The 22,983-nt window shown below is 63.6% G+C and carries 19 protein-coding genes, 1 tRNA gene and 2 pseudogenes; 4 read left to right on the forward strand and 18 right to left on the reverse strand.

Annotated elements, in window-relative coordinates; translation table 11 throughout:
• Window position 1: 1 nt before the first annotated feature.
• The 15 genes and pseudogenes from AC1D0I_RS05855 to AC1D0I_RS05925 all read right to left on the reverse strand — a co-directional run bounded on the left by AC1D0I_RS05855 (window position 2) and on the right by AC1D0I_RS05925 (window position 16,287).
• A complete protein-coding gene (locus tag AC1D0I_RS05855; protein WP_095082895.1) occupies window positions 2-487 on the reverse strand; it encodes a hypothetical protein in 486 nt (161 codons plus the stop codon).
• A 114-nt stretch (window positions 488-601) separates the two neighbouring features.
• Entirely contained in the window at window positions 602-1,162 is a 561-nt protein-coding gene (gene msuE / locus AC1D0I_RS05860; RefSeq protein ID WP_095082897.1) for an FMN reductase, read from the reverse strand.
• A gap of 61 nt (window positions 1,163-1,223) precedes the next feature.
• Window positions 1,224-2,471, reverse strand: a complete 1,248-nt coding sequence (locus AC1D0I_RS05865; RefSeq protein ID WP_477393655.1) for an SfnB family sulfur acquisition oxidoreductase — start codon at window positions 2,469-2,471, stop codon at window positions 1,224-1,226.
• Between the two features lie 24 nt (window positions 2,472-2,495).
• Window positions 2,496-3,287, reverse strand: coding sequence for an ABC transporter ATP-binding protein (locus tag AC1D0I_RS05870; RefSeq protein WP_477393657.1), 792 nt, complete (start codon window positions 3,285-3,287; stop codon window positions 2,496-2,498).
• A gap of 82 nt (window positions 3,288-3,369) precedes the next feature.
• The gene (locus AC1D0I_RS05875) at window positions 3,370-4,707 is read right to left on the reverse strand and encodes an ABC transporter substrate-binding protein (protein ID WP_136618300.1); all 1,338 of its coding nucleotides are present in this window, start codon (window positions 4,705-4,707) and stop codon (window positions 3,370-3,372) included.
• Between the two features lie 80 nt (window positions 4,708-4,787).
• Complete coding sequence (locus AC1D0I_RS05880; RefSeq protein WP_477393659.1) at window positions 4,788-5,828, reverse strand: branched-chain amino acid ABC transporter permease; 1,041 nt, start codon at window positions 5,826-5,828, stop codon at window positions 4,788-4,790.
• A 3-nt stretch (window positions 5,829-5,831) separates the two neighbouring features.
• The gene (locus tag AC1D0I_RS05885) at window positions 5,832-6,731 is read right to left on the reverse strand and encodes a branched-chain amino acid ABC transporter permease (RefSeq protein WP_477393661.1); all 900 of its coding nucleotides are present in this window, start codon (window positions 6,729-6,731) and stop codon (window positions 5,832-5,834) included.
• Entirely contained in the window at window positions 6,728-7,651 is a 924-nt protein-coding gene (locus AC1D0I_RS05890) for an ABC transporter ATP-binding protein (protein ID WP_477393663.1), read from the reverse strand. Before AC1D0I_RS05890 ends, AC1D0I_RS05885 begins: the two co-directional genes overlap by 4 nt.
• 124 nt (window positions 7,652-7,775) lie before the next feature.
• Window positions 7,776-8,879 carry a dimethylsulfone monooxygenase SfnG gene (gene sfnG / locus AC1D0I_RS05895; protein WP_477393665.1) on the reverse strand — a complete coding sequence of 368 codons (1,104 nt, stop codon included), beginning with the start codon at window positions 8,877-8,879 and terminating at the stop codon, window positions 7,776-7,778.
• Window positions 8,880-9,045: 166 nt separating this feature from the next.
• Window positions 9,046-10,500 carry an FAD/NAD(P)-binding protein gene (locus AC1D0I_RS05900; protein ID WP_477393667.1) on the reverse strand — a complete coding sequence of 485 codons (1,455 nt, stop codon included), beginning with the start codon at window positions 10,498-10,500 and terminating at the stop codon, window positions 9,046-9,048.
• Window positions 10,497-11,668 (reverse strand): annotated as a pseudogene (gene ssuD, locus AC1D0I_RS05905) (FMNH2-dependent alkanesulfonate monooxygenase). Before ssuD ends, AC1D0I_RS05900 begins: the two are co-directional and overlap by 4 nt.
• 278 nt (window positions 11,669-11,946) lie before the next feature.
• Entirely contained in the window at window positions 11,947-12,726 is a 780-nt protein-coding gene (locus AC1D0I_RS05910; RefSeq protein ID WP_477393669.1) for an SDR family oxidoreductase, read from the reverse strand.
• A 24-nt stretch (window positions 12,727-12,750) separates the two neighbouring features.
• Window positions 12,751-13,701 (reverse strand): L-arabinose ABC transporter permease AraH, encoded by a 951-nt coding sequence (gene araH / locus AC1D0I_RS05915; RefSeq protein ID WP_477393671.1) that lies wholly within the window; start codon window positions 13,699-13,701, stop codon window positions 12,751-12,753.
• Between the two features lie 10 nt (window positions 13,702-13,711).
• Window positions 13,712-15,223 (reverse strand): L-arabinose ABC transporter ATP-binding protein AraG, encoded by a 1,512-nt coding sequence (araG, locus tag AC1D0I_RS05920; RefSeq protein WP_477393673.1) that lies wholly within the window; start codon window positions 15,221-15,223, stop codon window positions 13,712-13,714.
• Between the two features lie 71 nt (window positions 15,224-15,294).
• Window positions 15,295-16,287 carry an arabinose ABC transporter substrate-binding protein gene (locus tag AC1D0I_RS05925; RefSeq protein WP_477393675.1) on the reverse strand — a complete coding sequence of 331 codons (993 nt, stop codon included), beginning with the start codon at window positions 16,285-16,287 and terminating at the stop codon, window positions 15,295-15,297.
• 257 nt (window positions 16,288-16,544) lie between these two features.
• Between AC1D0I_RS05925 and AC1D0I_RS05930 the strand changes: the two genes are divergently transcribed.
• Together AC1D0I_RS05930 and dgoD are read left to right on the forward strand one after the other, a co-directional pair.
• Window positions 16,545-17,234, forward strand: a complete 690-nt coding sequence (locus tag AC1D0I_RS05930) for a FadR/GntR family transcriptional regulator (protein ID WP_477393765.1) — start codon at window positions 16,545-16,547, stop codon at window positions 17,232-17,234.
• Window positions 17,235-17,242: 8 nt separating this feature from the next.
• Window positions 17,243-18,391 carry a galactonate dehydratase gene (gene dgoD, locus AC1D0I_RS05935; RefSeq protein WP_111544911.1) on the forward strand — a complete coding sequence of 383 codons (1,149 nt, stop codon included), beginning with the start codon at window positions 17,243-17,245 and terminating at the stop codon, window positions 18,389-18,391.
• Between the two features lie 3 nt (window positions 18,392-18,394).
• Here dgoD and AC1D0I_RS05940 read toward each other — a convergent pair whose 3' ends face one another.
• From AC1D0I_RS05940 to AC1D0I_RS05950, 3 genes are all read right to left on the reverse strand, one after another.
• Entirely contained in the window at window positions 18,395-20,143 is a 1,749-nt protein-coding gene (locus AC1D0I_RS05940) for an adenylate/guanylate cyclase domain-containing protein (RefSeq protein WP_477393677.1), read from the reverse strand.
• A 346-nt stretch (window positions 20,144-20,489) separates the two neighbouring features.
• Window positions 20,490-20,565: transfer RNA gene (locus tag AC1D0I_RS05945), tRNA-Ala, on the reverse strand.
• A 172-nt stretch (window positions 20,566-20,737) separates the two neighbouring features.
• Window positions 20,738-21,127, reverse strand: a complete 390-nt coding sequence (locus AC1D0I_RS05950; protein WP_457150112.1) for a TIGR02300 family protein — start codon at window positions 21,125-21,127, stop codon at window positions 20,738-20,740.
• Window positions 21,128-21,333: 206 nt separating this feature from the next.
• Between AC1D0I_RS05950 and aroA the strand changes: the two genes are divergently transcribed.
• Complete coding sequence (gene aroA, locus AC1D0I_RS05955; protein WP_477393678.1) at window positions 21,334-22,692, forward strand: 3-phosphoshikimate 1-carboxyvinyltransferase; 1,359 nt, start codon at window positions 21,334-21,336, stop codon at window positions 22,690-22,692.
• A pseudogene (locus tag AC1D0I_RS05960) lies at window positions 22,689-22,967 on the forward strand (DUF6881 domain-containing protein); the annotation flags it as partial. The gene aroA and the pseudogene AC1D0I_RS05960, both read left to right, overlap by 4 nt.
• Window positions 22,968-22,983 lie beyond the last annotated feature (16 nt).

Genomic DNA, 22,983 nt, shown 5'->3' on the forward strand with positions numbered 1-22,983 from the left:
CTCAGAGCGAGAAGGACCAGAACAGGCAGGCCAGCGTCGCGGCGGCGAAAACCACAAAGAACAGGCTGCGCAGCAGAACATTGCGGCGCAGCTCGTTCATGACGAAGTGGCAACCGACGATCGCTGCTGCAAACAGGAACCGCCAGTTGAGCAGCGCCCACACGGCGCTGCCCTGGCCGAAGGCCCATCTGGCGGCGAGACAGCCGACGATGGCGGCAAACAGCACGATCACGGTCCAGAAGACCGCATCGGCGGCATGGGTGAGAACGATGCTGGCCGCCCTGATCGGCAGGATCATCATCAGCAGGGCGCTGAAGAAATAGACCGCGGCAAGCGGAATGAACGTTCCGGCATCGGCAATGCCATCGAGCCGTCTGACGCCGATGGCTCCATAGGGATAGCCGTGCCTGGCGACAGCCAGGCTCAACGCCATGAGCAAGGCAGTCAGCACCGCGACCAGTGCGAAGGATGTGAGGGCTTTGCTCATGACGTTCCTGTCCCAGACGAATCAGACAGGAACAGATGTAGCGGGCGGTCGTAAATTGCGCGTAAGCGAGGCTACCGCCCACAGGAATTATCGTCGCAATCCGCCGACGGAATGCTACTCGGCGGCGATCCTGCCTGCCGAGCGGTTGGCCAGCACGAATCCGACCTCGTCCACCGCCTGCGCCGCACGCTTCAGGATCGCATCGGAGCGCAGCACGCCGTCGGTAAAATCCTTGTCGGTGGCGTAGACGGCGGTGGGCAGCGTGAAGGCCTCGAAGAAGCCGAACAGCGGCCGCAGCTGATGCTCGACGATCAAGGCGTGGCGCTCGCCACCGCCGGTCGCGGTCAACAGGATGGGTTTTCCCCGCAAGGCGGCCGGATCGATCAGGTCGAAGAAGTGCTTGAACAGGCCGGTATAGCTGCCCTTGTAGGTTGGCGACCCGACGACGAGCACGTCGGCAGCGAGTATTTCCTCGAGGATTGGGTGCGCCTGGCTGTCGAGATCGCGAGCCCATCTTGCCGTTCCCAGCGACCGACCGAGATCCTCGATATCATAGGTGCTCGCCGACAGGCCGTGACGGGCTGCTATGTCCCTGGTGACCAGATCGACGAAGGCGCGCGTCTTTGACGGCCGGGTGATGTTGCCGGAAAAGCCGACGACTGTTGGATTTGACATGGCAGTGGGCCTCTTGATGATCGATGTCTGATGCGGCGAACCTATGCCCGCCGGTGGAAAATCAGCTCCAGGCGTGCAGCGGCGGATTTTCGCCGTTGAGGAAATACTTGCCGAGGATGGAGTATTTCCAGCGCACCGGATCGTGCAGCGTGTGCGTACGGGCGTTGCGCCAATGCCGGTCGAGATTGTGCTCGGCCAGCGTCGAGCGGGTTCCCGCCAGTTCGAACAGCTTGTTGGTGGCGGCGATGGCGATCTCGGTCGACAAGATCTTCGCCTCGGCGGTGACGATCTGCGCATGCGCCACCGTCTCAGCGGTCGGCTCGGCCACCGCCCGGTCTATCGCCAGGCCGGCCTTTTCCAGCAGCGCCTGCGCCGCATGCAGGCGCAGCGTCAGGTCGCCGATGGCCTGGATGGTGTAGGGATCGTCCCAGGCATTGTCGACGCCACTGTCGATCCAGGCGCGGCTCTTGGTCCTGACGAAACTGACCGTCTCGTCGATCGCCGCTTGGGCGATGCCGGTGTCCACCGCCACCTGGATGATTTGGAAGATGGCGCCGTCGGCGGTCGGCTTGTCATAGCCCTTGTAGCCGGGCACCAGATGCGTCTTCGGCACCTTGACATTGTCGATGATGACGGTGCCGGACAGCGTCGTGCGCTGGCCGAAGCTCGACCAGTCGTCGATGACCGTCAGGCCGGGCGCGGCGCGGTCGGCGATCGCATACCAGGCACGGCCCTCGTCATCGAGCGCCACGATCGGCACCAGATGGGCAAGCAGCGCGCCGGACGAATAGAATTTCCGGCCGTTGACGACGACATGATCGCCGGCATCGGTGAAGCGGGTCTCGAAATCGGCGGCGCGCTTGGAGCCGAACTCGGAAAAGGCATTGCCGAACCGCGTGCCTTTCAGCACTTCGGCGAACAGCAGCTTCTGCTGATCCGCATCCGACACCGTGCGAATGGCGGCGACGACACCGAGATGGTTCTGCGCAACCTGGCCGATCGAGGAATCCGCCGCCGAGATGATCTCGATCACCCTGGCGAGCGTGGCGTAGGACAATTCGGGACCACCGAATGCCTTCGGCACATTGATCGACCACAGGCCGCTTTGCGAAAACGCATCGAGTTCGGCAACGGGCCAGATCCGCTCGCGGTCGCGCCGGGAAGAATCCCTGGCGAATTCGGCGGCGAGCGCTTGGGCGATGGCGATCGCCTCGGCGTCGTCCTTGATGATGTGCGCCGACGCGGTTGGCCGTGCGACTGGCGGCACGGCGGCGGAGGCATGGTCGGTCTTGACGGTCGAATCGGTCATTTTACTGCTCCTTCGGATTTCGGTTCAGGCAACGGCATGGAGATGGGCTGGCTTGGCGGCCGGCGATGCCTGTTGCCCCAGGTAGAAGGCCCGCACATCCTCGCGCTGGCGAAGCTCGGCGGCCGCACCAGAGAGAACGGAGACGCCGTTTTCGAGCACCGTGGCGTGGTCGGCATATCCAAGAGCGACCGCCGAGTTCTGCTCGGCGACCAGGATCGACAGGCCGGTCTCACGATTCAGTTTCCGGAGCGTCTGGAAGATGTCCTGGACGATGAGCGGCGCCAGCCCCATCGACGGTTCGTCGAGGACCAGCAGACGCGGCCGCGACATCAGCGCCCGGCCGATGGCCGTCATCTGCTGCTCGCCCCCAGAGGTGAGGCCGGACAGGGTCCGGCGCTTCTCCTTGAGACGGGGAAAATAGCCGTAGATCCGCTCGAGATCCCCGTTGATCTCGGCGCGGCGGCCGCTGCGGCCGATGCCGCCGGCGACCAGGTTCTCCTCGACGGTGAGGCTCTTGAAGCAGTGCCGGCCTTCCAGCACCTGCACCAGTCCGGCGCGCACCAGATCGCCCGGCTGGCGGCGCGAGACATCGCTGCCGTCATAGCGGATGGTGCCGGCGTTGACCTGGCCGCGCTCCGCCGGCAGCAGGTTGGAGACGGCCTTCAGCGTGGTGGTCTTGCCGGCGCCGTTGGCCCCGAGCAGCGCCAGGATCTCGCCGCGCCTGAGCTCGAAGCTGACGCCGTGCAACGCGGTGATGGCGTGGTTGTAGGTCGCATGAACTGCGTCCACGACAAGGATGACGTCATCGTTTGGCATGAGCTCTTACTTCCCGTGGTTCGAAAACCGGAAATGGGCCGGGCGTCGCGGAAAACTGGCCGTGACGCCCGGCTTGGATTGATCAGTTGGTGGTCACGGCATCGGCGTCATCGGCTGTGCGCAACTTGATGCCTTTCTCCGCGGCATAGGCCTCGGCAGACTTCTCGATGATCGGCCGCAGCAGAGCCCAGTCCGGCGCGATCCAGTCGGAGACGACATTCCATTTCTTGCCGTCCCACTGCTGGAAGGTCACGTAGCCCTCACCCTCGTGATTGTCCCAGCTGACATTGATCGAGTGGAACAGGTCCTTGGCGCCGAGCGCCTCGACCTTGGCCGGATCAAGCTTGAGGTGCTCGAAGCCCCAGCGGACCTCGTCGCCGGTCAGCGTGCGATGGCCGAATTTCTCCTGCGCGACACGGATGGCCTCGACATTAAGGATACCGTTGACGATGCCGAGGTTGTGGTAGACCGAGCCGATGCGCGACTTGTCTTCCAGATTGCCCTTGCCGGCGTCGTAGACCGTCTTCACGATCTCCTGCACCACCGGATAGGAGTTGCCGGAGGCCTGCGTGGTGATGGCGGTGTAGCCCTTGGCGGCGTCGCCGGCCGGGATCACGTCCTCTTCCGAATTCGACCAGACATTGCCGACGATATGGTCGACGGGATAACCGACCTTGACTGCCGTCTTCAGCGCCACCGGGTTCATCACGCCCCAGCCGCGCAGGACGACGAAGTCCGGCTTGGCGCGGCGGATGGTCAGCCACTGCGACTGCTGCTCGTTGCCGGGATGCGGCACCTCGATCTGCTGCACGGTGAAGCCGTATTTCTGCGCCAGCAACTCGTAGATCGGGATGGTCTCCTTCCCGTAAGGCGAGCCGTGATAGAGCACGACGATCTTCTTGCCCTTGAGCTTGTCGATGCCGCCCTCCTTCGAGGCGATGTAGTTCACGATGCCGGACGTCTCGCTGTAGGGATTGAGAAGCAGCGGGAAGACGTAAGGGAAGACACGGCCGTCGGTGGAGTCGGTGCGGCCATGGTTGACGGTGATCAGCGGCACCTTGTCGGCTGTGATGCGGTCGATCATGGCATAGGCGATGCCGACCGAGAGCGGGTTCCAGGCGGCGGCGCCGGCATGGCTCTTCTGCCGTTCGTAGCACTCGACGCCGCGCTCGACCTCATACTGGGTCTCGCATTCGTCCCAGGTCAGCTTGACGCCGTTGACGCCGCCGTCGCGGATGTTGATGAGATTGAGATAGTCGATGAAGCCGCCGAAGAAGCCGGTGCCGCCGGCCGCATAGGGCCCGACGCGGTAGCTTTGCAGCGGGAAATATTGCTCGTCGGCGTGGGCGGCGGGCAAGGCCACCGACACGATCATCGCCGCGGACAGCGCCGCCGCCTTGATGGTGCTCAGGAAGGTCATGGCTAGGTACTCCCGGTATGGGCCGTCTTGGGTCCGGCCTCTGGTTCATTTTCAGTTCGGGGCGGTTGCCCCGGATCAGCTCAAGTCGACTGCCAGGCGAACAGGAGCCGTCTTCGGATCCTGTCCCACAGCGCCACCAGCCCGTCGGGTTCGAGGATCAGAAACAGGATGATGAGCGCGCCCAGCACGATGCGCTGGCTCATGTCGAGCACGCCCGAGTCAAAGTGATCGCCGAGCAGAAAGCCGCCGAGGCGAGACAGAGCGAGCGGAAAGACCACGATGAGGGCGGCACCGAAAAAGGCGCCTCGGATCGAGGCCAGGCCACCGATGATGATGATGAACAGGATTTGGAACGAGCGATCGAGGTCGAAACCATCCGGCTCGACGGTCCGCAGATAGGCGAAGGCCCAGATGACGCCGGCGATGCCGATGATGAAGGACGAGATGGCGAAGGCCAGAAGCTTGGTCTTCAGGACCGGGATGCCGATGATGCGGGCGGCGGTTTCATTGTCGCGGATGGCGATGAAGTTGCGCCCGGTCTGCGACGACACCAGCCGATAAGCAAGGAAGGTCACGATGGCGACGATGGTCAGCGCAAAGAGATAACGGCCGACGGCGCCGTCGAGAGCAAAGCCGGCTATTGAAAGTCTTGGCGCGTCGATGACGCCGGACGCCGAGTCGTTGGAGAACCAGCTGAACTTAGTCAGCGCCCACTGGACAAAGAACTGTGCGGCAAGCGTCGAAACCGCGAGATAGAACCCCTTCAGCCGCAGGCTCGGCAGGCCGAAGACGATGCCGATCGCGGCCGCGACCAGGCCGGCCAGGACAATGCTGCCGATCAGCGGCAGGCCCTCGACCCGCAGGTTGAAATTATAGGCGGCGAAGGCGCCCGCCGCCATGAAGGCGGCACTGCCCAGCGAAACCTGGCCGGCATAGCCGGTCAGGATATTCAAGCCCACGCCGGCGAGGCTGAGCGCCAGGAACGGCAGCAGGATGGCCTCGAACAGGTAGCTCGAGCCAATCAATGGCACGACGCCGTAGGCGAAGGCGAGCAGCGGGACGGGCGCGATCCATTTCGGCAGCACCGGTGCGGAGGAGAAATCGCTTGATATCGCGGTCATGGCTCAGATCCTTTCGACGAGCTTCTGGCCGAACAGGCCGGAAGGACGGATCAAGAGGAAGACGAGCGCGACGACATAGGCGAACCAGCTCTCGATGCCGCCGCCGAAATAGTCGCCGATATAGACCTCGGCGAGCTTCTCGCTGGCGCCGATAAGCAGTCCGCCGACGATGGCGCCGAGGATGGAATCGAAGCCGCCGAGCACCAGCACCGGCAGCGCCTTCAGGACCACCAGGGACAGCGAGAACTGCACGCCAAGGCGAGCCCCCCAAAGCAATCCCGCCACCAGTGCGACGAGACCGGCAGCTGCCCAGACGGTCGCCCAGATCAAGGGCAGGCGCAGGCCAACCGCGAGGGCCGCGAACTGGTCGTCGGCGACAGCGCGAAAGCTGAGGCCGATGCGGGTGTAGCGGAAGAACAACGACAAAAGCAGAACCATGCCGGCGGCCACCAATGCGGCGAAGATATCGAACTGGCTGATCAGCACGCCGCCGATTTCCAACGGCACGTCCTCGATGCCGAGATCGAGGCCATGGACCTGCGTGCCCCAGATCAACTGGGCCGCGCCCTCGATGATGTAGGAGAGGCCGAGCGTCGCCATGAACAGCGTGATCGGCGGCTTGTTGGTGAGAGGCCGCAGCACCGTCCGCTCGATGGCAATGCCGATCGCCACCATGATGGCGAAGGTGACCACCAGCGCCAGCGCGAACGGAACGCCGCGTTCGACCAGGCTGACGAAGGTGAGCGCCGCGAACAGGAGCAGCGCGCCTTGCGCGAAATTGAGCACGCCTGAGGTCTTGTCGATCAGCACGAAGCCGATGGCGACCAGCGAGTACATGACGCCGGAGAGCAGGCCACCGACGAGCACTTCGATGAAGAACTGATAATCGAAGTCGGCGATCATATGCCTGCCCCGTCCTCATTGTCCGAGGCGACGCCGAGATAGGCGTCGATGACCCGCTGGTCGTTCCTGACTTCGTCGGGCGTGGCGTCGGCGATCTTGCGGCCATAGTCGAGAACGGCGATGCGGTCGGACAGGCCCATGACGACGCCGACGTCATGCTCGATCAGCACGACGGTGGTGGCGAAGCGGTCGCGCGCGGCACGCACGAAGCCCGCCATCTCGCCCTTTTCGCTCGCGGTCATGCCGGCCATCGGTTCGTCGAGCAAAAGCAGGCGCGGTTCGGCGACCAGCGCGCGGGCCAGTTCGACCCGCTTCTGCAGTCCGTATGGCAAGGTGCCGACAAGACGATCGCGAACGGGGCTGAGGTCGAGGAATTCGAGGATCTGATCGGCGCGGCTCAAGGTGTCGCGCTGCTCGCCGCGCGAGCGGCCGATGCCGAGCACCTGGCCGGCAAAGTTGGAGCGGACCTTGTAGGCAAGGCCTGAGGCGACATTGTCGAGAACGCTGAGGCCCTTGAACAGGGCAAGGTTCTGGAAGGTCCTGGCGACGCCGAGATGCGCCAGCCGCTGCGTCGGGACATGGGCATGACGGATCCCGTCGAGCAGGACATGACCGCGATCCGGTCGATAGACGCCGCTGATGACGTTGATCAGCGAGCTCTTGCCGGCGCCGTTCGGGCCGATGATGGCGCGTATCTCGCCTGATAGAACCGACAGGTCGATATCGGCCAGTGCGACGACGCCGCCAAACGACAGGCCGATGCCCTGAAGCGAAAGCAGCGGGGCGGCTTGCGCGGCAAGCCCGGCGCGGCCTTCGGATGGCTGCGCTGGCGGCAGAGCTGACGGCAGGCCGCGCGCCAGGACTTCCGGCGCATAGACCGAAGCCTCCATCACTCCGAGGGCATAACTTGGCAACGGCATTCCAATCGTCCTCGATTGCACCCTCAGGCGCGCAAATCCTCGTTGCCGCTCGAAGGATCGAGCGCGCCGGGCAAGCTTCATTCGTGGGTTGGCCGGCGCCTGTCCGGCCAACCTTTCAGGGTGACTATTCCGCCGCCAGCGAGGCTGCTGCCTCGCTGTCTTCCAGCTCGCGGACAAGCGGGATGACATGCTTGCCGAAATACTCGACCTCTTCCTGGAAGTGCAGGAAGCCGAGCAGGATGAGATCGGCGCCGGCACGCTTCAGGTCGACGATGCGCTCGGCGACCTGCCTCGGCGTGCCGATCAGGTTCGAGCGGAAGCCGTCATTGTACTGGACCAGATCGTCGAAGGACGATTTCGCCCAATTGCCCTCGCCTTCCGGCGAGGCCTTGCCGGCATTCTTGACCTCATGGCCAAAGGCGTTGACCGCTTCGGGATTGGCCTTGGCGATGATTTCGGCAAGCACCGCCTTGGCCTCGTCCTCGGTCTCGCGGACGATGGCGAAGGCATTGACGCCGACCTTGACGGAATGGTTGTTGGCCTTTGCCTTGGCCTGGATGTCATCCACCTGCCTGGCGATCTCGGTCGGTGTGTTGCCATTGGTGAAGTACCAGTCCGAAACGCGCGATGCCATGTCGCGCGCGGCGCGCGACGAGCCGCCCTGGAAGATTTCGGGCAGCGGATGCGGCGGCTTCGGCTTCAGCGAATATTCGTTGAAGCGATAGAAATCGCCACGGAAAGTGAAGCTGTCCTGCGTCCATATTCCGCGCAGCGAACGGATGAATTCCTCCGAGCGGCGATAGCGCTCGTCATGGTCGAGCCAATGTTCGCCGATGGCGTGGAACTCGCCACGGAACCAGCCGGAAACGAGGTTGATGGCGACGCGGCCGTTGGTCAGATAGCTGATGGTGGCAATCTGCTTGGCCGCCAGCGCCGGATTCCACGGTCCGGGCAAGATCGCCGCGATGACCTTGAGCGTGGTGGTCGCCGCCAGCAGGTCATGGCTGAACGCCACCGATTCATGCTGCTCGTCGGCGCCGTAGCCGGCGGTGAAACGGATCTGGCTGAGCGCGTAGTCGAAGCCGGCCTTCTCGGCGATCTGCGCCAGCTTGCGATTGTATTCAGCCGAATGGTTGGTGCGCTGCTCGATGTTGGAGATCACCAGGCCACCCGAAACATTGGGCACCCAATAGGCGAATTTGATCGCGTCGGTCTCTGCGTGTGCCATGAACTGTCTCCCCTTCAGGCCGTGTCGTTGATCGATCCGACCGCAGCCGGTTTTCGCCAATATTTATTATGTTTATAGAATATATATACAAAGAAGGATTTTCCGTTTTTGAAGCCCTCTCGGGACGGAAATACCAATTTTGCGCGGCCAACCCGGCTTCCGGTTGTCAGTCCGTGACCAGACCGTGCCCGGCAGTGGCGCCGATGGCCTCGGCTGGCGTGTCGAGCAGCTTTGTAATCTCGGCCGCGACCGCCTGGGCATGGCGGGCAACCTCCGGCAGGCCCATGAGTTCGCCGAAAGTCCCTCGCGCCAGCGGACCGGCGACAAAGAGAGTCGTGACCACCCTGCCGTCCCGGGCAACGGCGCGGCTGTCGCGACTTGTCTCGATACCGAGCCCGTAGGGGTCGGCCCCGATCAGCCCGGCCTCGGTCAGCGAGCGCAGTGCCGGGTTGTTCTGTAGTGCCTGCCCATGCGCCGGGCCTGTGGTGTTGATGACCGCGTCGAAGCGGGCCGTCTCGATCCGTGTCTGCCCGCGCCGTTGAAAGCTGACCGCCAGGCTGCCGTCCTCATGGTTCGATGCGACAAGCCTGGCGGCGATGTTGTCAAATGTGCAGGCTGCATGGCGGCGGTCGAGCACGGCCGCGACCTGCGGTGCGATCCTAAAGCGATGCACGTCCCAGAATACGCGCAGCTGGCGGACCAACCTTGCCCGCTCGGGCGGGGCAAGTGCTGCCCACAGCACCGGTCCCTGCTGGCGCAGCTGGTCGAAGACGGACTGCCAGTTGACATTGGCTGCCTGTGCCGCTGCCAGCGTCGTACGGATCGTCTTGAGCAGAAGCAGCGCCGTCGTGGCAGGCTCGGACGCAAAGTCGCCGAAGGGCTCACCCCTGATGTCAGGGTGGCCGCGCGACCGCAGCCCGCGGCGAGACAGCGCCAGGATGCGGCCGCGATGCCCGCGACGATCGAGTTCGGCAACCGTGTCGGCCGATGTCAGTCCGGAGCCGACGATCAGCACCGACGCTTCCCGCCCGATCCCGGCAAGTGCTGCAGGAGCGTACGGATCGGCGATGAACCCCGGCGCCTCCGCCAGCGAGGTCAATGCGGTGGGAATATTGGGCAGCGGATGCGTCGCCGCCAGGACGACGATGTCAGCGGCGACCGGCCCGCTGGTGGTGTGCACGGTCCAGCCCCTGCCATCCGCGCCACGTGCCACATGTGTGGCGAGACCGCCGACATGACGCACCGCGCCCGAACCGAGCCAGGGTGCGAGGTGCTCGGCGACGTAGCGGCCGAACACGCGCCGACGCGGATAGACGTCGCCATTCTTCCAGATGGCGTCCGGATCGCGTTCGAGTTCCCCATTACGGTCCAACCAGCGCGCAAAATGCTGCGGATCATCGGAAGCCATGCTCATCCTGACCGCCGGGACATTGACCCGGTGCGCGGGCTCCTCGCTGGAATAGGCAAGGCCGCCGCCGAGCGCCGGTCGCGGCTCGATCACGGAAATCGACAGGCGCTCCGACCGAGATGCCCGCGCCAGATGCCAGGCCACCGCAGCGCCGGAAAAGCCGCCACCGATGATGGCGACGCGCAACCGACGGGTCGGGGGGAGCGCGTTCATGAGACGCTGGCGAGTGACTTCGGCCGGTGATCGCCGGCAATGGTCTCGCCGAACGGGCCGGTGTTGACCGACGAGCCGGCGGCCTTCACCGGATGATCGGTGGGCAGTTTCGGCAGCACCAATTCGCCGAAGCGGTAGGCTTCTTCGAGATGCGGATAGCCAGACAGGATGAAAGTATCGATGCCGAGGCGCCGGTACTCGTCGATGCGCTCGGCAATCGTGTCGGGGTCGCCGACAAGCGCCGTCCCGGCGCCGCCGCGTACCAAGCCGACGCCGGCCCACAAATTGGGCGCAATCTCGAGCTTGGCGCGGTTGCCGCCGTGCAGTGCGCTCATCCGCGCCTGGCCGACCGAATCCATGCGGGCAAAGACCTTCTGCGCCGAGGCGATCGTCGCGTCGTCGAGCCGGCTGATCAGGCTGTCCGCCGCGGCCCAGGCCTGTTCGGTCGTCTCGCGCGCGATGACATGCAGGCGAATGCCGAAGGAGAGCTTGCGGCCGGCCTTCTCGGCCAGTTCACGCACCGTGTCCAGCTTGCGCTCGACATCGGCGGGCGGCTCGCCCCAAGTCAGGTATTTGTCGATCTCCTGCGCCGCCACCACGGATCCTGCGTCGGACGAACCGCCGAAATAAAGCGGCGGGTATGGAGTCTGCACCGGCGGAAATAGCAGCCGGCCATCCTCGATGCGGAAATGCTTGCCTTCGTGCTCGACCGTCTCGCCGCTCAGCACGCGCTTGTATATCTGCAGGAATTCCTGCGTCACTTCATAGCGCTCGGCGTGCGACAGGAAGATGCCGTCCCCCTTGTTCTCCAGCGGGTCACCGCCGGTGACGACGTTGATCAGCAAACGGCCGTTGGAGATGCGGTCGAGCGTCGCGGTCATGCGCGCGGCGAGCGTCGGCGATTGCAGGCCGGGCCGCACGGCGACAAGGAAGCGCAACCGCTCGGTCGCCGGCACCAGAGCCGAGGCGATCACCCAGGAATCCTCGCAGGCCCGGCCGGTCGGCAACAGTACGCCGTAATAACCCAGCGTGTCGGCTGCCTTTGCCACTTGCGTCAGATAGGGCAGGTCGACGGCCCTGCCGCCTTCCGATGTGCCGAGATAGCGGCTGTCGCATGCGTCGGCAGGAACCAGAGCACCTTGATGCGGTCAGGGATGTCCCGGGTCATGATCTGCCTCCCGCGGTCTGACGACATTGGCCGACTATGCCAGACGGAATTGAGGGCGAGCGCAAAAGGTTGGGCATGGCGGGGTCCTGTCCGTGTGGAAACCAGATCGCCAGTGCAGATTGCTTATTCTATAAATTCTGTAGAGTTAGTTTATTCCAAATCCGCGACGGCGATTAGAATTTCTCTCCTCAGGTGGTGGCGCCGACCCGGTTCAACCCTTGCCCAAATCGCCGAAGCCGTGCTGCGATCGTCTCTTGGCTATGATCTTTCCCCGGCACTCAGGCGGGATGCTGCAGCTGGCTCAGCCCGCCATCGACGACGAGGGTGGCCGCGTTCATGAACGGGCACTCGTCGGAAATCATGAACACCGCGGCGAGCGCGATCTCGTGCGTCGAGGCGATGCGGCCGCCGGGATGCAGCGCCATGGTGTCGGCGCGCGCCACGGCCGGATCAGGAAAACTGTTCCAGTAGTCGATGGCCTTCTGCGTCTCGACATAGCCCGGCGCCAGCGCATTCACGCGCACGCCCTGCGCCGCATATTCGAGCGCCAGCGATTTGGTCAGGCCGAGCAGAGCGTGCTTGGCGACGGGATAGGGGAAGGTATGCGGAATGATGGTGAAGCTGTGCGTCGAGGCGATGTTGAGGATGACGCCACCGCCGCTTGCGATCATGCCCGTCAAGACTGCCTTGCTGCAATTCCAGGCGCCCTTGACGTTGACATCGAAATTGCGGTTCCACTCCTCCTCGCTGGTGTCGAGCGGCGTCGAGAACACATTGACCCCGGCATTGTTGATCAGCGCGTTGATCGTACCGATTTCATCGTTTGCCCGGCTGACCGCCGCGGCAATCGCCGCCCCATCGCTGATGTCGGCTGCGGTATGCCCGACATGGCCTTGCGGTGCGACGAGGCTCGCGACGGTCTTGTCCAGCAGCGCGCCGTCGCGGTCGACCAGGAACAGTCTTGCTCCCTCGGCCAAACAGGCTTCGGCAATGGCGAGCCCGATGCCTTGCGCGGCCCCCGTCAGGAAGATGCGTTTGCCGGACAGGCGCTCAGCCATCTTTCTTGCTCCAGTCGAGGACGGTCAACGTCGGCCCAGTGCCGACGAGCGCAGATTGTCGAGCAGCACCGCCAGGAGCAAGATAACGCCGCGCACGATGTACTGGTAGAAGGCCGGGATGTTGAGCAGGTTCATGGCGTTTTCGGCGATGCCCATGATCAGCACGCCGACGATGACGCCCGACATGGTGGCGCGGCCGCCGGCGAGCGAGACGCCGCCGAGCACACAGGCCGAGATGACCGAAAGCTCAAGCCCGACCGCCGCGTTGGGCTGGCCGGAGGTGATGCGCGACGCGAGCAGGATGCCGGCGATGCCGCAGACGACGCCCTGGAGGGTAAATATCCAGATGCGCGTCCGGTCGACATTGACGCCGGCCAGCCGCGAGGCCTCCGGATTACCGCCGATGGCCAGCGTGTTCTTGCCGAAGACGGTGCGGTTGAGGACGAAGCCGAAGATGCCGAAGAGAACGGCCAGCACCCAGATCGGCGTCGGTATGCCAAGCAGTTTCGACAGCGCCAGCTGGTAGAAGTCCGGGCTGTTGATGCCGACGGCGCGGCCGTCGGACGCGATCAGCGCAAGGCCGCGAACAATCTGCATGGTGGCCAATGTGGTGATCAGCGCGTTGATGCGGAATTTGGCGATAACGATGCCGTTGATGAAGCCAACGAAGGCGCCGCAGGCGATTGCCGCCAGAAGGCCAAGCAGGATCGAACCGGTGACGTTCGACGCCATCACCGCGACCATGCCGGCAAAGGCGACGATGGAGCCGACCGACAGGTCGAAGTCGCGCGCCGCGAGGCAAAACATCATGGTGCAGGCGACGATGCCGACAGTGACCACCGACTGCAGCAGGCCGAGCATGTTGCGGTCGGTGAGGAAGTTCGGCACCAGAGCCGACACCAGCGCGAAGGCAACGACGAAGATGACGACGAGGCCCTGTTCGCCGAGCAGGATCTTCTTCAACCGGTCGGTCATGGCAGGGTCCTCAGGATGCGATCGCGTCGGGGGTTTTCTTGTCGGGAAGGGCGGCGGCCAGGATCGCCTTCTCGGCGAACTGGTTGCGGTTAAGTTCAGCGCTGATGCGGCCACCGCACATCACCAGGATGCGGTCGCAGATGCCCATCACCTCCGGCAATTCGGACGAGACAACGACGATCGCCATGCCGTCCTCGGCAAGCTGGTAGAGCAGTTCGTAGATTTCCGATTTGGCGCCGACGTCGATGCCACGCGTCGGCTCGTCGACGATGAGAACCCGCACACCTTGCTCGGACAGCCAGCGGCCGAGGATGACCTTCTGCTGGTTGCCACCGGAGAGGTTGATGATGTCCTGCTTGCGCGACGGCGTGCGCACCTTGAGCTTCTTGATGAAGGTTTCGGCCGTCGCGATCTCGCTGGCCCGGTTGAGCACACCAAAGCGTGTGTGATGGCGGCGCGACGAGATGTTGATGTTCTCCTCGATCGAGCGACCCTGGATGATGCCGTCATGCTTGCGGTCTTCCGAGCACAGCACGATGCCGGCCCGGATCGCGCCATGCGGATCGGAGGCGTGGATCCCCTTGCCGTCGACTGTGATGGCGCCGCCCGAGCGCGGATCGGCGCCGAAGACCAGCCGCATCAGTTCCGAGCGCCCGGCGCCGATCAGGCCGAAGAAGCCGACGATCTCGCCGGCACGAGCCTCGAAGCTGGCCGGCGTCCTCAGCTTTGCCCCTGACAGGGCCTCGATCTTCAGTCTGATATCGCCTGCCTTGCGGGGGCGAAAGCCCCAAATGTCCGAGATTTCGCGGCCGACCATTTCGGCGACGACCTGGTCGCGGGTGACGTCCTTGAGCGAAACGTGGTGCGCCGCCAGCTTGCCGTCGCGCAGCACGGTCAGGCTGTCGCAAAGCCGGAACACCTCGTCCAATCGGTGCGACACGTAGATGATGACCTTGCCCTCGCCGCGCAGCCGATCGATCAGGGCAAACAGGATTTCGCTTTCACGCGACGACAGCGACGAGGTCGGCTCGTCCAGCGCGATGACGCGCGCGTCGAGCATGATCGCCTTGGCGATCTCGACCATCTGGCGCTCGCCGATCGACAGCGTCTTGACCTTGCGGCGCATGTCGATGTCGATGCCGGCCGATTTCAGCTTGGCGCCGACGTCGTCCAGCATCCTGGTGCGCGCGATGATGCCGGCGCTGGCGGGAAAGCGACCGAGGCTGAGGTTTTCGGCAACGGTGAGCTCGGGAACGAGCTGCAGTTCCTGGTGAATGACGATGACGCCATTGTCGAAGGCATCCCGGGTCGAGGCATAGGCCTGGACCTTGCCGTCGATGCTTATCTCACCCGCGTCGGCATGCTGGTCGCCGGAGAGGATCTTGATCAGGGTGGATTTGCCCGCGCCGTTCTCGCCCATCAGGCCATGCACGGCGCCCTTGTCGACGCCGAACGAGACGTCCGACAGTGCCTTGACGCCCGGATAGGTCTTGGTGATGCGCGAAAAGTCGAGAAAGGACACGGGCGTCGATCCTTGTTGTGCCATGACAAACAGGCGGCGGGATGAGCCGCCGCCTGTTTGTACAGGGAGGATTATTCGATGCCGAGACCCTGGCGGACCTTCTGATAGTCGTCGCGCTTGGCTAGTGCGCCGGAGGTCAGGATCAGCTTCTCCGGCTCCTTGTTGTTGGCAACCCAGTCGTACATGTTGAGCGCCGTCTCATAGCCATGGCGCTTCGGCGAGATGATCACGGTGCCGACAAAGCCGGTGGCGGCCGGCTTCTTGAACTCGTTGATTGCCGAATCCGCGCCGCCGATGCCGACGCCGACCATGCCGTCCGCCGGGATGCCGACGCTTTCTGAGGCCCGCACGGCGCCCAGCACGGCTTCGTCGTTGAGGCCGAAGGAGATCCATTTCTTGATGTCGGCATGGGCATTGAGCACGACCGTCGCGGCGTTCAGCGCGGCTTCCGTGTCGGTCTTGGCCTGCGGCGCGTCGAAGATGTTCTCGGCCTTGAAGCCGTTCGCCTTCAACACCGAGATGGCGCCTTCGACACGATCGACCGCCGTCGGCAGCTGATCATAGGAGACGCGGATGGCGCCGACCTCGTCGGCCTTCCAGCCACGCGCCTTCATTTCATCAACGATCGCCTGGCCGACGGCCTCGCCGATCTTGGTGGCCGAGATGCCCATATGGGGCACGTCTTCCAGCGCCTTGCCGTCGGCACCGACCAGACGGTCGTCGACGGTCATCAGCTTGAGATTGTTGGCGGCGGCCTTGGCGACGATGCCAGGTCCGAGCTTCACATCCGGCGTGCAGACGATGAAGCCCTGGGCGCCCTGGGCGCCGAGATTGTCGATCGCCGACATCAGCTTCTCACCGTCCTCGGCGCCGATCTTGACGAGGGTGAAGCCCTTTTCCTTGGCTGCCTGGTCGGCGAACTTCCATTCGTCCTGGAACCACGGCTCCTCGGGCTGCTTGACGATGAAACCGATCTTGGTGTCCTGAGCATAGGCAGAAGCGATCGTCGTGACGGACAGCACGGCAAGAGCGCCCGCGACGAGCGCGGTCTTCAAAAGTCGCATGATTACCTCCCAGCGATAGGCCGGGCGCTCAGCCCGGGTGTCGGCGTTTCTATTCGCTTTTATCATACTCGTCAATTGATCTGGTATGATAATTAAGGTACATGCTCTGACCAACGATCGCTGGCGCAACTCGTTTGCATCCGCTAATGCCGGGCCGGTTGCGCGAACTCGCAGGTTCGCCGCCTTGGAGGAGGGCTAAGGTGACCGAAATTTCGAAGAAAGCCCCGGAGGGTGCGACCACCCGTCGCCCGCGCGTCATGCCCGACGTGACCAAGGCGATGGCCTCGCACATCTTTTCCGGCCGCTACCCGGCCGGATCCTCCTTGCCGACCGAAAACGAACTTGGCGTCGAGTACGGTGTCAGCCGCACCGTCATCCGCGAGGCCCTGAAGGTGCTGGCCGCCAAGGGGCTGGTGTTGTCGCGGCCGCGCGTCGGCACCGTCGTCTGCAACGAGGACGACTGGAACATCATCGACCCGCAGGTGCTCGCCTGGCACGCGCCGCACGCGCTGGACGACAAGCTCTTCGACGCCATCCTGGAGACACGCCGGGCCATCGAACCGCTGGTCGCCGAGCTTGCCGCGACGCGCGCGACACTGCAGGAGATCGCCGATCTCGAAGCGGCCTGGCGCGGCATGGCAGGCGCCGGCGAGGATCGTGCCACTTTCTCGCGCAGCGACATCGCTTTCCACCAGATCGTCTATGCCGCGAGCCACAACCCGATCTTTCGCCAGATCGGCAATCTGATCGACACGGGGCTGAAGTTCTCGCTGGAGGCGACGGCGACGATTTCGCTCGAGCGGCGCCTGGAAGCGGTGGCGGCACACCGCGAGGTGGTCGAGGCGCTGCGCATGCGCGACGCCGAGGCGGCGCGTGGGGCGGCAAACAAGATCCTCGACCTTGCGGCGCGCGACCTCGTCAGCGCCAAGAAACTCAAGAACAACTGAGACAGCGCATGAAAATCATCTCGCTCACCACATACATCGTTCCACCGCGCTGGCTGTTCCTGAAGATCGAGACCGATGCCGGCGTCACCGGCTGGGGCGAGCCGGTCGTCGAAGGCCGGGCGCTGACCGTCGAGGCGGCGGTCAAGGAGCTTGGTGATTATCTCATCGGCAAGGACCCGCGCCTGATCGAGGACCACTGGACGGTGATGCATCGCGGCGGCTTCTACCGTGGCGGACCGATCCTGATGAGCGCGATCGCCGGCATCGACCAGGCGCTGTGGGACATCAAGGGCAAGGCGCTCGGCGTGCCCGTGCATGAACTGCTCGGCGGCAAGTTGCGTGACAGCATCAAGGTCTATTCCTGGATCGGTGGCGACCGTCCGGCCGAGGTCGCCGCCGGTGCGCGGGAAGTGGTGGCGCGCGGCTTCCTGGCGCTCAAGATGAACGGCACCGAGGAACTGCAGATCGTCGATAGCCATGACAGGATAGATGCCGCGGTCGAGCGGGTCGCCATGGTGCGCGAGGCCGTCGGCCCCAATATCGGCATCGCCGTCGATTTCCACGGCCGCGTGCACCGGCCGATGGCGCGCATCCTGGTCAAGGAGCTGGAGCCCTACAGGCTGATGTTCATCGAGGAGCCGGTGCTGAGCGAGAACCGCGAGGCGCTGAAGGAGATCGCCGCCCTTGGCTCGACGCCGATTGCTTTGGGTGAACGCCTCTACAGCCGATGGGACTTCAAGTCGGTGTTCGAGGAAGGCGTCGTCGACATCATCCAGCCCGACCTCTCGCATGCCGGCGGCATCACCGAATGCCGCAAGATCGCGGCGATGGCCGAGGCCTATGATGTCGCGGTGGCGCCCCACTGTCCGCTCGGGCCGATCGCGCTCGCTGCCTGCCTGCAGCTCGACGCCGTGAGTTACAACTGCTTCATCCAGGAGCAAAGCCTCGGCATCCACTACAACGCCGCCAATGACCTGCTCGACTACGCCGCCAACAAGGATGTCTTCCGCTACGAGGACGGCTATGTCGCCATTCCCGATGGCCCGGGCCTCGGTGTCGAGATCGACGAGGACTACGTCAAGGAGCGCGCCAAGGAAGGCCACCGCTGGCGCAACCCGATCTGGCGCCACAAGGACGGTTCCTTCGCCGAGTGGTGATGACTATGCTTTCACCTGCGCCGCTTCAGGAGACTTCAGTCCATCAACCAGGTGATGAAGATCCGCCTCGTTCTCGTAGTGCAGGGTAGAGACCAACGCATCAATCGTAAATTCCGGATCGACCTTGTCGATCTGAGCGAGGTGAGCGGACGCAGCGGTCCGATCGCCCAGCCAGTGATAGGCCGCCGCGACAAAAGCGTGTTGGTTGGCATCCATCTTCGACAGATGCATGAAGGCCTCGATTGCTTCGGGATATTCGTGGGCTGTAAAGTGAGCTTTCCCAAGATGGCTCCAGAAGCGTTCCGGGTGGTGAGGGTTCAACCGCATCGCCTTGCGAATCCAGTCGGCCCCTTCCTTGGGGTGACCGAGCCAAGTCAAAAGCTCGCCGTGCTGGACCACGACGAGATCGTAGTTTGGATTGAGGGCGAGTGCCCGCTCCTGGTGGTGCCGAGCCTTCGTCAGATCGTTGCGGCTGATGCTGATGGCCGCCAATATCCGTTGGACGTCCGCATCGTTGACGTCCAGCTCTTGCGCCAACTCAAGCTCGCGGATGACCTCGTCGAAAGTGGCATCCTTGTCAGCGCACCAGCCGTAGCCCCAAGCCTGCCCCAGGATGCAGCCCCGCCAGGCATGGGCATGCCCGTATTCGGGGTCGAGTTCCAGCGCTCGGGTCACCAGCTTCAGCGCCTCTTCATTCTCGGCTCGATTGCTGCGGTGGTGGCGGACCTTGGCCGCGAGCACGCATTCGTATGCGGCCATGTTGGCAGGTGTTTTGCGCACCACGAGGTCCTGCTGCGCGGCCTCGACGCGGCCTGGCAGCGTAGCCACGATCGCTGCGGTCAGTTCGTCCTGAATGGCGAAAACATCGTCGAGTTTGCGGTCGTATCGCTCGGCCCAGATGTGCGTATCGGTTGCAGTATCGATCAGCTGCGCGGTCACCCTGAGCTGACCGCCCGATTTGCGGACGCTTCCCTCTACCAGGTATTGCGCGCCCAGCTTCCGGGCGATTTCACGGAGGTTTACCGACTGGCCTTTGTAGACGAAGGTGGAGTTGCGCGAGATGACGAACAGTTCGTGCCGGCGCGAAAGTTCCGTGATGATATCCTCGGTCAGACCATCAACGAAAAATTCCTGTTCGGATTCGCCGCTCATGTTGGCGAATGGCAGGACCGCGATCGACGGCTTCACCACCGCGCTGCGCCGGGCCGAGCCGTCCCCGGTACGCGGATCGGCTGCATCCTCCAGCACCGCGCGCCAGACCCGTATCGGGCGAGAGATGTTCTTCAGGGCCTTCTCGCCGAGGTCCTCGAACCTGATTTCGAGCCGGTCGAAGACCTGTTCGTACACGGCCTGGGTGACGCACACCCCGCCGACTTCGGCCATCTGTTCCAGCCGGGCGGCGACATTCACGCCGTCGCCATAAATGTCGCCCTCATCGAAGATGATGTCGCCGAGATTGATGCCGATCCGAAACTGAATGCGTCCGGCTTCCGGTACGTCGGCGTTGCGGCGGCGCATACGGATCTGCACCTCCGCCGCGCAGCGCACGGCATCTGCCACGCTCTGGAACTCGACCAGCATGCCGTCACCGGTGGTTTTGATGATGTGGCCCTGGTTCTTGGCGATTGCCGGATCAATGAGTTCGATCCGGTGCGTTTTGAGCCGCGCAAGCGTGCCCCTCTCGTCGGCTTCCATGAGCCGAGAGTATCCAGCCATGTCGGCTGCCAGCACCGCCGCGAGCCTGTGTTCCATGTTCCAGCCTCGAAGCACGCAATCCTAGATGGCAGACGCTGCAATCAAAGCCGATCACGGTGAAGCCGCCACCTAACAGCACCGTCCCCGCGCGATCGGAAGGCGCCCAGCCATAGCATTACTCGAAATGAGCGCATGCGGGAAGGAAATCGAACGCTCCGCATACCCGCTCGCGGCTGTTCAATTGGTCTGCCTGCTCGAAAGGGGAAGATTTCATCCCAAATCGATCGCATTCAGTAGCCGATTGAACGGCTTCGAAGATGGTGGGAATGTGCTTCGACCACATCCGTAGAATAGAGCCTTGAAATCAAGGCTTTCCAGGAAAATCAATGGTCTAGAGGGAACTTGGTGGAGCCAATCGGAATCGAACCGACGACCTCTTGAATGCCATTCAAGCGCTCTCCCAACTGAGCTATGGCCCCACTTCCGGCAGTCAACCGGCGCCGTTTCCGGCGAAGAGATCCGGCGTGGGTTGGAGACCGCGCCGTTAGTGCAGGCGGCTTCTAACCCCGCCTTTCGTCAATATCAAGCCTTCAAGAGCGGCTTTTTCTTCACAGGCCACGAAAGCTGGCAAACGCCTGCTTTCAAGGCCGATCAGACCTCGTCGTCGTCGTCGCCGACGCCGATCATGTCGGCAACGTCGTCGTCTTCTTCTTCTTCGTCGGCAAGGAAGGTGTCATCTTCGTCGTCGCCGAGGTCGACATCGTCCTCGTCGTCGCCGAGATCCGGCAGATCGTCGGCCTTGACGTCTTCGTCGGCCTCTTCGAGCGAGACGACTTCAACGCCCTCTTCGTCCTCGGCGTCCACTTCCTTCTCGGCCACTTCCTCTTCCTCCTCGAGGGCGGCGATCTTGCCTTCCTCGAAATAGGAACGAGGATAGGTCTTGCCGGTGTAGGGCGAGACGATCGGGTCCTTGTTCAGGTCGTAGAATTTTCGACCCGTCTCCGGGTCGATGCGCTTTATGCCAAGTTCGGTTTTTGCCACGGCAAGCCTCGTCAATAAAAGAGTGGTCCCCTTAACCACAGTTTGCAGCGCTGTCAAAGCGAAAAGCCGGCGTCACAAAACCATGCAATGAAAGGCCTCGCGTCGATGACGACCATGGGGGATGACCATTTCGGCCCGCCGTGATACGAGACCGCCGCAACAAATGAAAAGCGCCGGCTCGCCGGCATTCCGTCCAGGGAAATTCCATGTCTCACACCGCCGCCCCAAAGTCGGCCACCGCCCGCAAATCACCAGCCCTTGCCGGCACGGCGCGCGTGCCGGGCGACAAGTCGATCTCGCACCGCTCCTTCATGTTTGGCGGCCTCGCCTCCGGCGAGACCCGCATCACCGGCCTACTCGAAGGCGAGGACGTGATGCGCACAGGTGCGGCCATGAAGGCAATGGGCGCTCATATCGAGAAGCGCGGCGCCGAGTGGGTGATCCGCGGCACCGGCAATGGCGCGCTGCTGCAGCCGGAAGGCCCGCTCGACTTCGGCAATGCCGGTACTGGCTCGCGGCTGACCATGGGCCTGGTCGGTACCTATGACATGGAAACGACCTTCATCGGCGACGCCTCGCTGTCGGGCCGGCCGATGGGCCGCGTGCTCGAACCCTTGCGCCAGATGGGCGTTCAGGTGCTGAAGGCGACGCCAGGCGACCGCATGCCGATCACGTTGCATGGGCCGAAGCACGCCGCACCCATCACCTACCGCGTGCCGATGGCCTCGGCGCAGGTCAAATCGGCGGTGCTGCTCGCCGGTCTCAACACGCCGGGCATCACCACCGTCATCGAACCCGTCATGACGCGCGACCATACCGAAAAGATGCTGAAGGGCTTTGGCGCCAATCTGTCGGTCGAGACCGACGAGCGCGGCGTGCGCCACATCTTCATCGAAGGCCAGGGCAGACTGACCGGCCAGACGATCGCGGTGCCGGGCGACCCGTCCTCGGCCGGCTTCCCGCTGGTGGCCGCACTGATCGTGCCGGGCTCCGACATCGTCATCGAGAACGTGCTGATGAACCCTACCCGCACCGGCCTGCTTTTGACGCTGCAGGAAATGGGCGGCAAGATCGAGATCCTCAATCCGCGCAATGCCGGCGGCGAGGATGTCGCCGACCTGCGCGTGCGTTACTCCGAGTTGAAAGGCGTCATCGTGCCGCCCGAGCGGGCACCGTCGATGATCGACGAATATCCCGTGCTTGCGGTTGCCGCCAGCTTCGCCGAGGGCGAAACGCTGATGCAGGGGCTGGAAGAGCTGCGGGTGAAGGAATCCGACCGGCTGTCGGCCGTCGCCAACGGGCTGAAGATCAACGGCGTCGACTGCACCGAGGGCGAGGCTTCCCTTGCCGTGCGCGGCAAACCGGGCGGAAAGGGCCTTGGCCGCCATCCCAACGGCCAGGACACGACGGTGCAGACCCATCTCGACCACCGCATCGCCATGAGCTTTCTGGTCATGGGGCTGGCGACGGAAAAGCCTGTCACCATCGACGACCAGGCGATGATCGCGACCAGTTTTCCGGAATTCATGGGGCTGATGAAGGGGCTGGGCGCGGAGATTGTATGAAATACGTCTACGTTCATTGGAAGCATGAGAAGGCAGAGGAGCCGTCTCATCTCTGGTATGAGATCGCAGACGATAAGTTTCAGAACCGAACAATAGAGTTCTATGCCGATGGGTCGGTCGGTTTCGCCGTTCGCGGCGAAGCCACGGATGGCTCAGATGATCTTGAAATCGGCGGCACAACAAACTCCACCGAGGGTTTTCCAGATGTTGAAGAGATCAATTCGGACAAAGAATTCGAAGCTCTGGAGATCACGGCAGCCGAGTTCGATCAACAATGGCGCAAAGCGCTTG

Source organism: Mesorhizobium sp. P2_D1, from assembly GCF_056404455.1.

What these genes read in the sequence shown, in the direction of transcription:
- AC1D0I_RS05900 (WP_477393667.1), bottom strand. Translation starts at nt 10,500, where the DNA reads ATGAACGCGCTCCCCCCGACCCGTCGGTTGCGCGTCGCCATCATCGGT.
- araH (WP_477393671.1), bottom strand. Translation starts at nt 13,701, where the DNA reads ATGACCGACCGGTTGAAGAAGATCCTGCTCGGCGAACAGGGCCTCGTC.
- AC1D0I_RS05870 (WP_477393657.1), bottom strand. Translation starts at nt 3,287, where the DNA reads ATGCCAAACGATGACGTCATCCTTGTCGTGGACGCAGTTCATGCGACC.
- AC1D0I_RS05910 (WP_477393669.1), bottom strand. Translation starts at nt 12,726, where the DNA reads ATGGCTGAGCGCCTGTCCGGCAAACGCATCTTCCTGACGGGGGCCGCG.
- AC1D0I_RS05930 (WP_477393765.1), top strand. Translation starts at nt 16,545, where the DNA reads ATGCCCGACGTGACCAAGGCGATGGCCTCGCACATCTTTTCCGGCCGC.
- AC1D0I_RS05855 (WP_095082895.1), bottom strand. Translation starts at nt 487, where the DNA reads ATGAGCAAAGCCCTCACATCCTTCGCACTGGTCGCGGTGCTGACTGCC.
- sfnG (WP_477393665.1), bottom strand. Translation starts at nt 8,879, where the DNA reads ATGGCACACGCAGAGACCGACGCGATCAAATTCGCCTATTGGGTGCCC.
- AC1D0I_RS05875 (WP_136618300.1), bottom strand. Translation starts at nt 4,707, where the DNA reads ATGACCTTCCTGAGCACCATCAAGGCGGCGGCGCTGTCCGCGGCGATG.
- AC1D0I_RS05940 (WP_477393677.1), bottom strand. Translation starts at nt 20,143, where the DNA reads ATGGAACACAGGCTCGCGGCGGTGCTGGCAGCCGACATGGCTGGATAC.
- dgoD (WP_111544911.1), top strand. Translation starts at nt 17,243, where the DNA reads ATGAAAATCATCTCGCTCACCACATACATCGTTCCACCGCGCTGGCTG.
- AC1D0I_RS05925 (WP_477393675.1), bottom strand. Translation starts at nt 16,287, where the DNA reads ATGCGACTTTTGAAGACCGCGCTCGTCGCGGGCGCTCTTGCCGTGCTG.
- AC1D0I_RS05880 (WP_477393659.1), bottom strand. Translation starts at nt 5,828, where the DNA reads ATGACCGCGATATCAAGCGATTTCTCCTCCGCACCGGTGCTGCCGAAA.
- AC1D0I_RS05890 (WP_477393663.1), bottom strand. Translation starts at nt 7,651, where the DNA reads ATGCCGTTGCCAAGTTATGCCCTCGGAGTGATGGAGGCTTCGGTCTAT.
- AC1D0I_RS05885 (WP_477393661.1), bottom strand. Translation starts at nt 6,731, where the DNA reads ATGATCGCCGACTTCGATTATCAGTTCTTCATCGAAGTGCTCGTCGGT.
- msuE (WP_095082897.1), bottom strand. Translation starts at nt 1,162, where the DNA reads ATGTCAAATCCAACAGTCGTCGGCTTTTCCGGCAACATCACCCGGCCG.
- aroA (WP_477393678.1), top strand. Translation starts at nt 21,334, where the DNA reads ATGTCTCACACCGCCGCCCCAAAGTCGGCCACCGCCCGCAAATCACCA.
- AC1D0I_RS05865 (WP_477393655.1), bottom strand. Translation starts at nt 2,471, where the DNA reads ATGACCGATTCGACCGTCAAGACCGACCATGCCTCCGCCGCCGTGCCG.